Below are 14,170 nucleotides of genomic sequence, written 5' to 3'. Positions count from 1 at the left end.
TTTTTGCCACAGGTTTCACTCGGACTGCCAGAGGTACTGCCATGACCCTACGCATCGCCATCAATGGATTCGGCCGCATCGGGCGCAACGTCCTGCGCGCACTGTATACCCAAGGCTACCGCCAGGACCTGCAGGTCGTCGCCATCAACGACCTGGGCGACAGCGCCATGAATGCCCACCTGCTCAAATACGACAGCGTGCACGGCACCTTCGACGCCACGGTCGAGGCCGACCACGAAAGCCTCACGGTCAATGGTGACCGCATTGCGGTCAGTGCCATCCGCAACCCGGCCGAACTGCCCTGGAAGGCCGAGGCGATCGACGTGGTGTTCGAGTGCACCGGGCTGTTCACCGACCGCGCCAAGGCTGCCGCGCACCTGGCCGCCGGGGCTGGCAAGGTGATTGTCTCGGCACCGGCCAAGGGCGCCGATGCCACGGTGGTGTACGGGGTCAACCACGACATCCTGCGGGCCTCGCACCAGGTCATTTCCAACGCCTCCTGTACCACCAACTGCCTGGCGCCGATCGCCCAGGTGCTGCACCGCGAGTTCGGTATCGAACAAGGCCTGATGACCACCATTCACGCCTACACCAACGACCAGGTGCTGACCGATGTGTACCACAGCGACCCGTACCGCGCGCGCTCGGCCACCCAGTCGATGATCCCGAGCAAGACCGGCGCCGCCGAAGCCGTGGGCCTGGTACTGCCGGAACTGGCCGGCAAGCTGACCGGCATGGCGGTGCGGGTACCGGTGATCAACGTGTCGCTGGTGGACCTCACCGTCAACCTCAAGCGCGAGGCCACCGCCGAGCAGGTCAACCAGCTGTTCCTTGAAGCCAGCAAGCACTCCAGGGTATTGGGCTACAACGCCTTGCCGCTGGTTTCCTGCGATTTCAACCACAACCCGCTGTCGTCGATCTTCGACGCCAACCACACCCGGGCCAACGGGCGCATGCTCAAGGTGCTGGCCTGGTACGACAATGAGTGGGGGTTCAGTAACCGGATGCTGGATAACTGTTTGGCGTTGTGCCGGGCCGGCTAAGATTTGGCACGCTCCCTGTAGGAGCGGCCTTGTGTCGCGATGGGCTGCGCAGCAGCCCCGAAACCTCGGTTCCAGCACCAATTGTTGGGGCCGCTCTGCGGCCCATCGCGACACAAGGCCGCTCCTACAGGGATCGCGAAAGCCGAGAGACGTACAATCTTTACCTTTTCCTAACATTTCCACACTTGACCTCAGGCACAGATGATAAGCATTATCATTAACCTTTCGTCGGCCAGGTCCCCCCGTGAGTCAGTCCCGGTTCAACTCTGTCTTCCTCGTCCAGCGCCTTACCCTGCTGCGCACCTTGCAGCGCATGGTCGGTAACCCCAGCACCGCCGAGGATCTGCTGCAGGAAACCTACCTGCGGGTTTCCCGCGCCCTGGGCGAGCGGCCCATCGAGCATATCGAGCCGTTCGTGTTCCAGACCGCACGCAACCTGGCACTGGACCACCTACGGGCACGCCGGGTGCAGGCCCGCATGCTGGTCGACGACGTGCCCGACGAAGTGCTGCACAGCGTGGCCGCACCCGCCACCAGCAGCGAAGATGCCGCCCATGCCGAGCAGTTGCTCAAGCACCTGAGCCTCAGCCTCAACCAGCTGAGCGAACGCCAGCAGCGCATCTTCATCCTCAGCCGCCTGCATGGCGCCACCTATCTGGAAATTGCCGAGCAACTGAAGGTTTCGCCCAGCACGGTACAGAAGGAGCTAAAGCTGATCATGGCGATCTGCATGGGTGTCGCCGACCGCCTCAAGTGAGCCGACCGCAGCCCGGCGGTTACGCAAAGCCCTTGCCACACCCCGCCTTAGCCTTGATCATTCGCGAAAAACCATTCAAGGATTCACCGTGACTGACAGCCCCGCCCCTCGCCCGTCACCCGCCGGGCCCAGCGCCCGTGCTCGTGCCATGGACGAGGCGCTGGACTGGCTGGTGCGCCTGCAATGTGCCAGTGCCGAAGACACCCAGGCCTTTGAAGCCTGGCTGAGCGCCGCACCGGAAAACGCCGAGGCCTATGTCGAGGCGGAAGCCCTGTGGAATGGTACGCCGCTGCACCATGTAGCCACGCAGCTGCACCAGCAGCAACGCCGCTCGTGGCGCGGCCGCCTGCGCAGCCACTGGAAACCGTTGGCCACTGCGGCGGTTCTGCTGGTCGGGCTGTTCACTGTCGGTAACCTGCCCATGCGCCTGCAGGCTGACCACCTGACGGTGGTGGGTGAGCGCCAGCGCCTGCAGCTGGATGACGGTGCCAAGGTGCTGCTGAACACCAACTCGGCATTTGCCAGCGACCGTCGCGACGGCCGCCAGGTCGCCCGCCTGCTGCAGGGCGAGGCTTACTTCCAGGTACCCGAGGACGCGTTGCTGCCGCTGGAGGTGGAAGCCGGGCCGTTGCGTGCCCAGGTGCGTAACACCGACTTTGCCGTGCGCTACCTCGATGGCGAGGCCCAGGTGCGGGTGCAACGCGGTGATGTCGACCTGCAGGGCGCGCGCGACCAGCGCATCCGCCTGAGTGCCGGCGACAGCATCAGCGTCGGCCCGCAGGGCTTCAGCCAGCGCCAACGCCCCGACATGAACAAGGACCTGGCCTGGGTCGACGGCCGCCTGGTCTTCGAGAATTGCCCGTTGAGCCAGGTGCTGGCCGAAGTGCGGCGCTATTACCCCGGTTGGATCATCAACCGCAATGCGCAACTGGAAGACGTTGCCGTCACCGGCAACTACCGCCTCGACCAGCCACTGGAAACCCTGCGCGCACTGGCCCACATCACCTCGGCACAGCTGCACGAGTACCCCGCGCTGGTCATCCTGAACTGACCCGCAAATTATTTTTACGCGATCGCGCGACCCCGCCCGTCTCGTTATAGCCAATGCAACTGATTCTTGTTTGAAAACGAGAACAGCCATCACCTATAACAGCCCGCGCATCTGGGAGCGCTACCGATGTCCACTGGTCCTACCCGCTCGTCCACCCTTCCCCGTCTGTCCCTGTTGACCTTGGCCCTGCTCGCCAGCGGCGCCTGCAGCCTGCCTGCGCTGGCCGCCGAACCGGCCCAGGCCAGCAGCCCGCGCATGGGTGACTACCGCTTCAGTATCAGCCAGCAGCCACTGGTGTCGGCAATCAATGCCTTCAGCCAGGTCACCGGTTGGCAAGTCGGCTTCAGCGCCGAGCTGGCCGATGGCGTGGCTTCCCCGGGTGTACAAGGCTCGCTGGCACCCGAAGCGGCCCTCAAGCGCTTGCTGCACGGTACTGGCCTGGGTTTCCGCAAGATCAGCAACGGCAACGTGGTACTTGAACGCCAGGCCAGCGGCAATGTGGTGGCCCTGCAGCAGGTGACCGTCAGCGCCACCCGTAGCGCGCAGGATGTCAGCCAGGTGCCTAGTACCGTCAGCGTGCAGACCCGCGAGCAACTGGACCGGCAGAACGTCAACAACATCCAGGACCTGGTGCGCTACGAGCCGGGTGTGTCGGTGGCCGGTACCGGCCAGCGCAGCGGCCTGAACGGCTACAACATCCGGGGCATCGACGGCGAGCGAATCCTCACCCAGGTCGACGGCGTGTCGATCCCGGACAGCTTCTTCTACGGCCCCTACGCCCAGACCCAAAGGAACTACGTCGACCCGGAAATCGTCAAGCGCGTGGAAATCCTCCGCGGCCCGGCCTCGGTGCTGTACGGCAGCAACGCCATCGGCGGCGCGGTGAGCTACTTCACCCTCGACCCGGACGACATCATCAAGCCCGGCAAGGATGTGGGTGCGCGCCTGAAGACCGGCTACAGCTCGGTTGATGAAAGCTGGCTGACCTCGGCCACTGTCGCCGGCCGCCAGGGCGATTTCGATGGCTTGCTGCACCTGAGCCAGCGCAACGGCCACGAGACCGAAACCCACGGCAACCACAGTGGCGACGGCCTGTCGCGCACGGAAGCCAACCCGATGGACGTGCGCACCACCAACGTGCTGGCCAAGCTGGGCTGGAACTACGCCGACGACGCGCGCCTGGGCCTCACCTACGAACGCTACAAGGATGACCGCGACCAGAACATTCTAAGCGCGGTGGGCGGGCCTTTCATTCCCGGCTTTGGCGGCATGGGCTACTACAAGGCGCGCAGCGGCAATGACACCATCACCCGCGAGCGCTTCGGCATCAACCATGAGTTCGGCCTGGATTCGCTGGTTGCCGACCACGTGAAGTGGAGCCTCAACTACCAGATCGCCAAGACCGACCAGCACACCGAAGAAGTCTACGCACCGCCTGGTCGCCAAGTGCTGCGTACCCGCGACACCACCTACAAGGACCGCCAGTGGGTATTCGACGCCCAGCTGGACAAGGCCTTCAGCATCGGCGCCACCGACCACCTGCTGACCTACGGCACCACGCTCAAGCACGAGAAGGTCACCGGCTCGCGCAGTGGCACCGGCACCTGCCTGACCATTGGCTCTGGTTGCGCCGCCGTCGGCGCCGACCGCGCGGCAGATGGCCAGGCACTGGTCAGCGATTTCCCGGACCCGACCGTGAACACCTACAGCCTGTTCGTGCAGGACGAGATCCGCTGGAACAACTGGACCTTCATGCCCGGCGCCCGCTACGACTACACGCGCATGGAACCCAAGTTCACCGACGAATTCCTGCGTGGCCTGGCGTCGACCGGTACGGCACCTACCTCCCAGGACGACTCGGACAAGAAGTGGCACCGCGTCTCGCCCAAGTTTGGCCTGACCTATGCCTTCAACGACAACTACACCTGGTACGGCCAGTATGCCGAAGGCTTCCGCACGCCGACGGCCAAAGCCATGTATGGTCGCTTTGAAAACATCGAGCAAGGCTACCGTGTAGAGGGCAACCCGAACCTCGAACCGGAGAAGAGCAAAAGCTACGAAACCGGCCTGCGTGGCAACTTCGACGCCGGTAACTTCGACGTGGCGGTGTTCTACAACAAGTACCGCGACTTCATCGATGAAGACGCCGTGCAAAGCGCCAACCTGGAGCAGACCTTCCAGGCCAACAACATCAAGCACGCCACCATCAAGGGTGCCGAGTTCAAGGGCCGCCTGAACCTCGACCACTTCGGCGCGCCGCAGGGCCTGTACACCCAGGGTTCGATTGCCTACACCTATGGCCGCAACGACGATACCGGCGAGCCACTGAACAGCGTCAACCCGCTCAAGGGCGTGTTCGGTCTGGGTTACGAACAACAGAACTACGGTGGCCTGCTGAGCTGGACACTGGTCAAGCGCAAGACCCGTGTCGACGACAGCACCTTCTACTCGCCGGACGGCTCGACCTCGAAGTTCCGCACCCCGGGCTACGGCGTGCTGGACCTGACCGGCTATTACAAAGTCACCGACGACGTAACCATCAACGCCGGCCTGTACAACCTCACCGACAAGAAGTACTGGCAGTGGGATTCGGTGCGCAGCTACGACGGCCAGGGTGAAGCGGCTGTTACCCAGCCGGCCAACATCGACCGCCTGAGCATGCCGGGGCGCAACTTCGGTATCAATGTGGTTTGGGATATCTGATCCCACTGGCCTGTACTGGCCTCTTCGCGGGTAAACCCGCTCCCACAGGAACATCACAGGGCCCAGGGCCTGCGCAATACCTGTGGGAGCGGGCGCGCCCGCGAAGAGGCCGGTACAGGCAACACAAATACCGGCTTTTTTTACTGTCCCGCCCCCGCTGTTTCGTCTTGTATCTAGACGCCCCTTTTTCCAAGGACTGCCCCATGACCGACCGCCCAGCCCTGCGCTCCCAGCGCCTGAACCAGATCACCCACGCCCCGCACGCCGAGCTGGATGCCCTGGTCAAATCGCACAAGCCGTTCGACAGCCGCGAAAGCTTCGCCCGCTTCGTCGTAGCCCAGTACCTGTTCCAGTCCGAGCTGCAAGCGCTGTACAACGACCCGCAACTGATCGCCATCGTCCCCGACCTGGCCGAGCGCTGCCGTGCCGACCAGGCCCGCCTGGACCTTGCCGACCTCGACACCGAAGTACCCGCTGCCGTGCCTGGCGCCTTGGGCAAACCAAGCCTGGGCGAGGCAATGGGCTGGATCTTCGTCTCTGAAGGCTCCAAACTGGGCGCTGCGTTTCTGATCAAGCGTGCCGTGGCCCTGGAGCTGTCCGACAGTTTCGGTGCCCGTCATCTGGGCGAGCCGGCCGGTGGCCGTGCCGAGGGCTGGAAGCAATTCACCCGCATCCTCGATGGCCTTGACCTGTCGGCCGAAGAGGACGCCGCCGCCGAGCGCGGTGCAGTTGCTGCCTTCGAGCGTTTCACCGAACTGCTCAAGCATGCCTATGCTGCGGATGCCGCGCTGGCCTGATACGCCGTACCCGGCCACCCTACCGGTGGCCGAACCGCTTTTTGCAGTGAGACCATGACCCGACCTGCCCGCTCGAAGATCGCCCGCCTGTTGTATGGAATCCTGGCTTACGTAAGCCTTGGGGTGGGCTTGGTCGCCATCGTCATTCCTGGCTTGCCGACCACCGAATTCATCCTGCTGGCCGCCTGGGCAGCTACCCGCAGTTCGCCGCGTTTGTCTGCCTGGCTGGAGAACCACCGGCTGTTCGGGCCAATCCTGTACAACTGGCGCAATGGCAAGGTGATCCAGCGCCGGGCCAAGGTAAGCGCGACCATCAGCATGCTGCTGTGCGCAGGCCTGATGCTGACCTTCCTGGAACACCACTGGCCGGTGTTCCTGGCCATCGCCGGCATGACCCTGGGCAACCTGTGGATCTGGTCACGCCCGGAACATGCCTGCCCAGCCCCGTCACAAGCTCAACAGCCCTGAATACAGGGCGTAGGCTGCCAAAGCAGCGCCCGCCAGCACGGCAGCGAAAATCAGCTTCTCCCAGGTGGTGAACAACGCCTGCCCCTGCTCGCGCTTGGCCCTGGCGAACAGGATCACCCCCGGTGCGTACAACAGCGCCGAAAGCAGCAGGTACTTCAGCCCCCCTGCGTACAGCAACCACACGGCATACAGCAAGGCCACCAGCGCCACCAGCAAGTCCTTGCGCCGCAACCCCGGCTGCCCGGCATACGTTTCTGCACGCGCCGCCAACAGCACGGCATAGGCCGCCGACCACAGGTACGGCACCAGGATCATCGACGAAGCCAGGTAGATCAGGCTGGTGTAGGTGCCGGCCGAGAACAGCGTAATCAGCAAAAAACCCTGGATCATGCAGTTGGTCAGCCACAGGGCATTGGCCGGCACATGGTTGGCGTTTTCCTTGGCCAGGAAACGCGGCATGGTCTTGTCCCGCGCCGTGGCGAAAAGGATTTCGGCACACAGCAGCGCCCATGACAACAAGGCACCAAGCAGCGATACCGCCAGGCCAAGGCTGATCAGCAAAGCCCCCCAAGGGCCGACGATATGCTCCAGCACCGAGGCCAGCGACGGGTTCTGCAACCCGGCCAATTCCGGCTGGGTCATTATGCCCAGCGACAGCACGTTGACCAGCACCAGCAGCGCCAGTACACCGAGAAAGCCGATGACCGTGGCCTTGCCCACGTCTGAACGACGCTCAGCGCGCCCGGAATACACGCTGGCGCCCTCGATGCCGATGAACACGAACACGGTCACCAGCATCATGTTGCGTACCTGCTCCAGTACGCTGCCGAACTTGGGGTTGCTCAAACCCCAGATGTCACGGGTGAAGATATCGGCCCGGAAGGCGAACGCCGCAATCACCACGAACATCAGCAACGGCACCACCTTGGCCACGGTGGTCACCTGGTTGATGAACGCGGCTTCCTTGATACCGCGCAGCACCAGAAAATGCACCGACCACAGCAGCAGCGAGGCACAGCCGATGGCGATCGGCGTGTTGCCTTCGCCGAACACCGGAAAGTAGAAACCCAGGGTACTGAACAGCAGCACGAAATAACCGACGTTGCCCAGCCAGGCACTGATCCAGTAGCCCCAGGCCGAAGAGAAGCCCATGTAGTCGCCAAACCCGGCCTTGGCGTAGGCATACACTCCCGAATCCAGCTCCGGCTTGCGGTTGGCCAGGGTCTGGAACACGAAGGCCAGTGCCAGCATGCCGACTGCGGTGATGCCCCAGCCAATCAGCACTGCACCCACATCGGCACGTGCCGCCATGTTCTGCGGCAGCGAGAAAATCCCGCCACCAATCATCGAGCCGACCACCAGCGCGATCAGCGCGCCCAGGCGCAGCTTCTGTCCCGGTTCGCTCATGCATCCCCCGTTTTTTCGCGCTGTAATGACTTTGAAACAGCCCTTCGCGCCATATAAATGTTGTTACTTATAATGGAATACGCCATTAAACCTATAGCACTCATAACTGCTTTGTCTATGCACCAATCCTTATAACGCTAGCAGCTGCCCAGCAACTGGAAAAGTTCCCGTTAAAACTCGAAATTATTGTGAAAAATTTGCGAAAGCGGCAAAAGCGGCTAGCTTCAAGCATCGCAGGCTGAACAGAGCGTTTGCTCTAGAAAGACATGGAGGTGCCAGCGCGCAAGGCCTGCAGCTTAAGCTGTCGGCACTCTCCAGGAGCACCGTGAAGGAAATTTCCTACCTTCACGTCACCATAAACTGACACACGTCAGGTTATGGCTGAGGCGTCAGATTTATTCTTACGTCAACTTTCTCCTGGCAGGAGTTGTTAAATGTCTGATTCATCCGGAAAACTAAAGCTCGGCGCATTAGTTGCACTTGTCGTCGGCTCGATGATTGGTGGCGGGATCTTCTCGCTGCCGCAAAACATGGCCGCCAGTGCTGGGGTTGGTGCCGTGCTGATCGGCTGGGGTATCACCGCCGTCGGCATGTTGACCCTGGCCTTCGTGTTCCAGACCCTGGCCAACCGCAAGCCTGACCTGGATGGCGGGGTGTATGCCTACGCCAAGGCCGGTTTTGGCGACTACATGGGCTTCTCTTCGGCCTGGGGCTACTGGATCAGTGCCTGGCTGGGCAACGTCGGCTACTTTGTGCTGCTGTTCAGCACCCTGGGCTACTTCTTCCCGATCTTCGGTGAAGGCAACACGCCGGCCGCCATCATTGGCGCGTCGGTCCTGTTGTGGGCGGTGCACTTCCTGGTGCTGCGCGGTATCAAGGAAGCGGCCTTCATCAACCTGGTCACCACCGTGGCCAAAGTGGTGCCGTTGGTGCTGTTCGCGCTCATCTGCCTGTTCGCCTTCAGGCTCGACATCTTCACCGCCGATATCTGGGCATTGGGTACGCCAGAGCTGGGCAGTGTGATGAACCAGGTGCGCAACATGATGCTGGTCACCGTGTGGGTGTTCATCGGCATCGAGGGCGCGAGCATCTTCTCGTCCCGGGCGGAAAAACGCTCTGACGTGGGCAAGGCCACGGTCATCGGCTTTGTTACCGTGCTGCTGTTCCTGGTGCTGGTCAACGTGCTGTCGCTGGGCATCATGACCCAACCGGAACTGGCCAAGCTGCAGAACCCGTCGATGGCTGCGGTGCTTGAGCATGTGGTCGGCCACTGGGCGCGGTGCTGATCAGCGTCGGCCTGATCATCTCGCTGCTGGGGGCCCTGCTGTCGTGGGTGCTGCTGTGTGCCGAAATCATGTTCGCCGCCGCCAAGGACCACACCATGCCGGAGTTCCTGCGCCGCGAAAACGCCAACCAGGTACCGGCCAACGCCCTGTGGCTGACCAACGCCATGGTGCAGATCTTCCTGGTGATCACGCTGTTCTCCAACAGCACCTACCTGTCGCTGATCTACCTCGCCACCTCGATGATCCTGGTGCCTTACCTGTGGTCGGCGGCCTACGCCTTCCTGCTGGCACTGCGCAGCGAAACCTACGAACAGGCCCTGGCTGAACGCAAGAAAGACCTGATCATCGGTGGTATCGCCCTGTTGTACGCCATCTGGCTGCTGTACGCCGGCGGCGTGAAATACCTGCTGCTCTCGGCCCTGCTCTACGCACCTGGCGCCATCCTGTTCGCCAAGGCCAAGCGTGAGGTAGGCCAACCTGTCTTCACCAACGTGGAAAAACTGATCTTCGCAGCCGTGGTCATCGGCGCCCTGGTGGCAGCCTTCGGCCTGTACGACGGCTTCCTGACCCTTTGACCCACGTCTTCGTTCAATTGGAGGAATGAAACCATGTCCGCTGAAAAACAGAAGTACGGTGTCCACTCCGAAGCCGGCAAACTGCGCAAAGTAATGGTTTGTGCCCCGGGCCTTGCGCACAAGCGCCTGACGCCGAGCAACTGCGACGAACTGCTGTTTGACGATGTGATCTGGGTCGACCAGGCCAAGCGTGACCATTTCGACTTCGTCACCAAGATGCGCGAACGCGGTGTGGATGTGCTGGAGATGCACAACCTGCTGACCGACATCGTGCAGAACAAAGAGGCCCTGAAGTGGATCCTCGACCGCAAGATCACCCCCGACACCGTCGGTGTGGGCCTGACCAACGAAGTGCGCAGCTGGCTCGAAGGCCTTGACCCGCGCCACCTGGCCGAGTTCCTGATCGGCGGCGTGGCGGGCCAGGACCTGCCGCAAAGCGAAGGTGCCGACGTGGTCAAGATGTACAACGACTACCTGGGCCACTCCAGCTTCATCCTGCCGCCACTGCCCAACACCCAGTTCACCCGCGACACCACCTGCTGGATTTACGGCGGCGTGACACTGAACCCGATGTACTGGCCGGCGCGACGCCAGGAAACCTTGCTGACCACCGCCATCTACAAGTTCCACAAGGAGTTCACTGGCGCCGACTTCCAGGTGTGGTACGGCGACCCGGACAAGGACCACGGCAATGCCACCCTCGAAGGCGGTGACGTGATGCCGATCGGCAATGGCATCGTGCTCATCGGCATGGGCGAGCGCACCTCGCGCCAGGCCATCGGCCAGCTGGCACAGAACCTGTTCGCCAAGGGCGCCGTCAAGGAAGTGATCGTCGCCGGCCTGCCGAAGTCCCGCGCCGCCATGCACCTGGATACCGTATTCAGCTTCTGCGACCGCGACCTGGTCACGGTCTTCCCGGAAGTGGTGAAAGAGATCGTGCCATTCATCATCCGCCCGGACGAAAGCAAGCCTTACGGCATGGACGTACGCCGCATCAACAAGTCGTTCATTGAAGTGGTCGGCGAGCAGCTCGGCCTCAAGGGTGGCCTGCGCGTGGTCGAGACCGGCGGCAACAGCTTCGCCGCCGAACGCGAGCAGTGGGATGACGGCAACAACGTGGTGGCCATCGAGCCAGGCGTGGTCATCGGCTACGACCGCAACACCTACACCAACACCCTGCTGCGCAAGGCCGGCATCGAAGTCATCACCATCAGCGCCGGCGAACTGGGCCGGGGCCGTGGCGGCGGCCACTGCATGACCTGCCCGATCGTGCGCGACCCGATCGATTACTAACGCCCATCACCCCCGGCCGCCCTCACAAAGCGGCGGCCGGTGCGTTCACCAAACTCAAGGAGAAATGTCATGGCGTTCAACATCCATAACCGCAACCTGCTCAGCCTGGAACACCACACCACCCGCGAACTGCGCTACCTGCTGGACCTGTCCCGCGACCTCAAACGCGCCAAGTACACCGGTACCGAGCAGCAGCACCTGAAGGGCAACAACATTGCCCTGATCTTCGAAAAAACCTCCACCCGTACCCGCTGCGCCTTCGAAGTGGCCGCCTATGACCAGGGCGCCAACGTCACCTACATCGACCCCAATTCTTCGCAAATCGGCCACAAAGAGAGCATGAAGGACACCGCCCGCGTGCTCGGGCGCATGTACGACGCCATCGAGTACCGTGGTTTCAAGCAGGAAATCGTCGAAGAGCTGGCCAAGTTCGCCGGCGTGCCGGTATTCAACGGCTTGACCGATGAGTACCACCCCACCCAGATGATCGCCGACGTGCTGACCATGCGTGAACACAGCGACAAGCCGTTGCACGACATCAGCTACGCCTACCTGGGCGACGCCCGCAACAACATGGGCAACTCGCTGCTGCTGATTGGCGCCAAGCTCGGCATGGACGTGCGTATCGCCGCGCCCAAGGCACTGTGGCCACATGACGACCTGGTCGAGCGCTGCAAGAAATACGCAGAGGAAAGCGGCGCCCGCATCACCCTCACCGAAGACCCGAAAGCGGCGGTCAAGGGTGTGGACTTCGTGCATACCGACGTGTGGGTATCGATGGGCGAGCCAATCGAAGCCTGGGGTGAGCGCATCAAGCAGCTCAAGCCATACCAGGTGAATGCCGAGCTGATGAAGTCCACCGGCAACCCACGCACCAAGTTCATGCACTGCCTGCCGGCGTTCCACAACTCCGAGACCAAGGTAGGCAAGCAGATCGCCGAACAGTACCCGGACCTGGCCAACGGCATTGAAGTGACTGACGACGTGTTCGAATCGCCGGCCTGCATCGCCTTCGAGCAGGCGGAAAACCGCATGCACACGATCAAGGCGATCCTGGTGTCGACCCTGGCTGATCTGTAAGCAGCTTCCGCTACTGCCGAGACCTGCACGGTACCTGTGGGAGCGGGCGAGCCCGCGAAAGCGTCAGCCGCATTATTGATGATGCCTTGTCTGGCCTCTTCGCGGGCATGCCCGCTCCCACAGGGAACCCAGCAGTGTTCTGTACAACGGCAGCTCATTCTTTTTTCGTTAAAGGACATTCCCCATGCGTATCGTTGTTGCATTGGGCGGCAACGCCCTGCTGCGTCGCGGCGAGCCCATGACCGCTGACAACCAGCGCGCCAATATCCGCACCGCGACCGAACAGATCGCTAAAATTTACAAAGACCAAAAAACTGGCAAGAACAACGAACTGGTCATCGCCCACGGCAACGGCCCACAAGTTGGCCTGCTCGCACTGCAAGGACTTTCGTACAAGCCCGACGAAGCCTACCCGCTGGATGTACTGGGTGCCGAAACCGAAGGCATGATCGGTTACATGATCGAGCAGGAACTGGGCAACCTGCTGGCCTTCGAAGTGCCGTTCGCCACCCTGCTGACCCAAGTGGAAGTGGACGCCAACGACCCCGCCTTCAAGGACCCGACCAAGTTCATCGGCCCGGTCTACAGCAAGGAAGAAGCAGAGCGCCTGGCCAAGGAAAAGGGCTGGGTGGTCAAGGCTGATGGCGACAAGTATCGCCGCGTGGTGGCCAGCCCCAAACCCAAGCGCATCTTTGAAATCCGCCCGATCAAGTGGCTGCTTGAAAAGCAAAGCATCGTGATTTGCGCAGGCGGTGGCGGCATCCCCACCATGTACGATGAAAACCGCAAGCTCAAGGGCATCGAAGCGGTGATCGACAAGGACCTGTGCTCGGCACTGCTGGCCGAACAATTGGAAGCCGACCTTCTGATTATCGCCACCGACGTCGATGCAGCCTACATTGACTGGGGCAAGCCGACTCAGAAAGCCATTGCCCAGGCCCATCCCGACGAACTCGAACGCCTGGGCTTTGCCGCCGGGTCCATGGGGCCGAAGGTGCAGGCTGCCAGTGACTTTGCCCGCAGCACAGGCAAGGTGGCGGTGATCAGTTCATTGGAAAACATTGAAGACATTGTGAAAGGCACCGCCGGCACACGGGTTTCCACCGCGAAGCCGGGGATCAGCTACCGTTGAATGCAGTCGGCGGGCCTACGGTGCCCGCCATTTTCGACCTTCCGAAGGAGCTAGCCATGGCCCAGTACCACCCCGGTCATGTACACATCGAGCGCACTGCGCTGAACCCGGCAGACCACAGCTACGACCTGAACATCGAATACGAGGCAGTGTCTGATCCCAAGGAAGGCAGGGGCATTCAGTTCCACATGCATGGCAACATCGAAGGCAAGCAGGTGGAAGAAAAGTTCTTCCTGCCCAAAGACCAGGTACTGCCCAGTTTTCTCATGCTGCTGACCCGCAAGGCACAGTCGTATCTGGCACCGCCGAAGAAATTCGAGAACCTGAGTTCGCCGCACAAGCTTTATGACTACATGTTTGCAGACATTCGCGAAAAACTGGATGTGAAGTCGGGTGACCCGATCAAGCCTGAACATTTGGAATAGCTTCAGAATTTTGGGGCTGCTTTGCAGCCCATCGCGACGCAAGGCCGCTCCTACAGGGGTACGCGTTCCCTTGTAGGAGCGGCCTTGCGTCGCGATGGGGCGCAAAGCGGCCCCGGCGATGTTGAGGCATACTACCGCCCTCCCCGGCCATCA

Annotated in this window: 11 protein-coding genes and 1 pseudogene; 11 read left to right on the top strand and 1 reads right to left on the bottom strand. The window is 61.9% G+C overall.

What is annotated here, in order from left to right; genetic code table 11:
- Nucleotides 1-41: 41 nt before the first annotated feature.
- The 6 genes from gap (at nt 42) to ACQKPZ_RS00975 (ending at nt 6,819) form a co-directional block, all read left to right on the top strand.
- A complete protein-coding gene (gene gap, locus ACQKPZ_RS01000) occupies nt 42-1,043 on the top strand; it encodes a type I glyceraldehyde-3-phosphate dehydrogenase (RefSeq protein ID WP_027609551.1) in 1,002 nt (333 codons plus the stop codon).
- 244 nt (nt 1,044-1,287) lie between these two features.
- Nucleotides 1,288-1,800 carry an RNA polymerase sigma factor gene (locus tag ACQKPZ_RS00995; RefSeq protein ID WP_391124728.1) on the top strand — a complete coding sequence of 171 codons (513 nt, stop codon included), beginning with the start codon at nt 1,288-1,290 and terminating at the stop codon, nt 1,798-1,800.
- Nucleotides 1,801-1,888: 88 nt separating this feature from the next.
- A complete protein-coding gene (locus ACQKPZ_RS00990; RefSeq protein ID WP_427535011.1) occupies nt 1,889-2,851 on the top strand; it encodes a FecR family protein in 963 nt (320 codons plus the stop codon).
- Nucleotides 2,852-2,977: 126 nt separating this feature from the next.
- Nucleotides 2,978-5,554 carry a TonB-dependent receptor gene (locus tag ACQKPZ_RS00985; RefSeq protein WP_427535009.1) on the top strand — a complete coding sequence of 859 codons (2,577 nt, stop codon included), beginning with the start codon at nt 2,978-2,980 and terminating at the stop codon, nt 5,552-5,554.
- A gap of 203 nt (nt 5,555-5,757) precedes the next feature.
- Entirely contained in the window at nt 5,758-6,351 is a 594-nt protein-coding gene (locus ACQKPZ_RS00980; protein ID WP_427535008.1) for a biliverdin-producing heme oxygenase, read from the top strand.
- A gap of 54 nt (nt 6,352-6,405) precedes the next feature.
- Complete coding sequence (locus tag ACQKPZ_RS00975; RefSeq protein ID WP_016501292.1) at nt 6,406-6,819, top strand: YbaN family protein; 414 nt, start codon at nt 6,406-6,408, stop codon at nt 6,817-6,819.
- Here ACQKPZ_RS00975 and arcD (ACQKPZ_RS00970) read toward each other — a convergent pair.
- On the bottom strand, nt 6,799-8,226 hold the full coding sequence (gene arcD, locus ACQKPZ_RS00970; protein WP_427535007.1) for an arginine-ornithine antiporter: 1,428 nt from the start codon (nt 8,224-8,226) through the stop codon (nt 6,799-6,801). The genes ACQKPZ_RS00975 and arcD (ACQKPZ_RS00970) overlap by 21 nt on opposite strands.
- 434 nt (nt 8,227-8,660) lie before the next feature.
- On the opposite strand from arcD (ACQKPZ_RS00970), the pseudogene arcD (ACQKPZ_RS00965) reads away from it, so the two are divergent.
- From arcD (ACQKPZ_RS00965) to ACQKPZ_RS00945, 5 genes and pseudogenes are all read left to right on the top strand, one after another.
- Nucleotides 8,661-10,087, top strand: a pseudogene (gene arcD, locus ACQKPZ_RS00965) (arginine-ornithine antiporter).
- 33 nt (nt 10,088-10,120) lie between these two features.
- Nucleotides 10,121-11,380, top strand: a complete 1,260-nt coding sequence (gene arcA, locus ACQKPZ_RS00960) for an arginine deiminase (RefSeq protein ID WP_012270694.1) — start codon at nt 10,121-10,123, stop codon at nt 11,378-11,380.
- A 69-nt stretch (nt 11,381-11,449) separates the two neighbouring features.
- A complete protein-coding gene (locus tag ACQKPZ_RS00955; protein ID WP_012270693.1) occupies nt 11,450-12,460 on the top strand; it encodes an ornithine carbamoyltransferase in 1,011 nt (336 codons plus the stop codon).
- Nucleotides 12,461-12,644: 184 nt separating this feature from the next.
- Nucleotides 12,645-13,592, top strand: coding sequence for a carbamate kinase (gene arcC, locus ACQKPZ_RS00950; RefSeq protein ID WP_427535006.1), 948 nt, complete (start codon nt 12,645-12,647; stop codon nt 13,590-13,592).
- Between the two features lie 56 nt (nt 13,593-13,648).
- The gene (locus ACQKPZ_RS00945) at nt 13,649-14,017 is read left to right on the top strand and encodes a DUF5064 family protein (protein WP_427535005.1); all 369 of its coding nucleotides are present in this window, start codon (nt 13,649-13,651) and stop codon (nt 14,015-14,017) included.
- Nucleotides 14,018-14,170: the final 153 nt, after the last annotated feature.

This window comes from Pseudomonas sp. NPDC089547 (genome assembly GCF_050280665.1).
Taxonomy (GTDB): Bacteria; Pseudomonadota; Gammaproteobacteria; order Pseudomonadales; family Pseudomonadaceae; genus Aquipseudomonas.
Note: the sequence above shows the minus strand (reverse complement) of the source record. Positions and strands in the feature narration are given on the sequence as shown.

Excerpts from the sequence above, each read along its gene's own strand:
- gap (WP_027609551.1), top strand. The coding sequence starts at position 42 with ATGACCCTACGCATCGCCATCAATGGATTCGGCCGCATCGGGCGCAAC.
- ACQKPZ_RS00985 (WP_427535009.1), top strand. The coding sequence starts at position 2,978 with ATGTCCACTGGTCCTACCCGCTCGTCCACCCTTCCCCGTCTGTCCCTG.
- ACQKPZ_RS00980 (WP_427535008.1), top strand. The coding sequence starts at position 5,758 with ATGACCGACCGCCCAGCCCTGCGCTCCCAGCGCCTGAACCAGATCACC.
- ACQKPZ_RS00975 (WP_016501292.1), top strand. The coding sequence starts at position 6,406 with ATGACCCGACCTGCCCGCTCGAAGATCGCCCGCCTGTTGTATGGAATC.
- arcD (WP_427535007.1), bottom strand. The coding sequence starts at position 8,226 with ATGAGCGAACCGGGACAGAAGCTGCGCCTGGGCGCGCTGATCGCGCTG.
- arcA (WP_012270694.1), top strand. The coding sequence starts at position 10,121 with ATGTCCGCTGAAAAACAGAAGTACGGTGTCCACTCCGAAGCCGGCAAA.
- ACQKPZ_RS00955 (WP_012270693.1), top strand. The coding sequence starts at position 11,450 with ATGGCGTTCAACATCCATAACCGCAACCTGCTCAGCCTGGAACACCAC.
- arcC (WP_427535006.1), top strand. The coding sequence starts at position 12,645 with ATGCGTATCGTTGTTGCATTGGGCGGCAACGCCCTGCTGCGTCGCGGC.
- ACQKPZ_RS00945 (WP_427535005.1), top strand. The coding sequence starts at position 13,649 with ATGGCCCAGTACCACCCCGGTCATGTACACATCGAGCGCACTGCGCTG.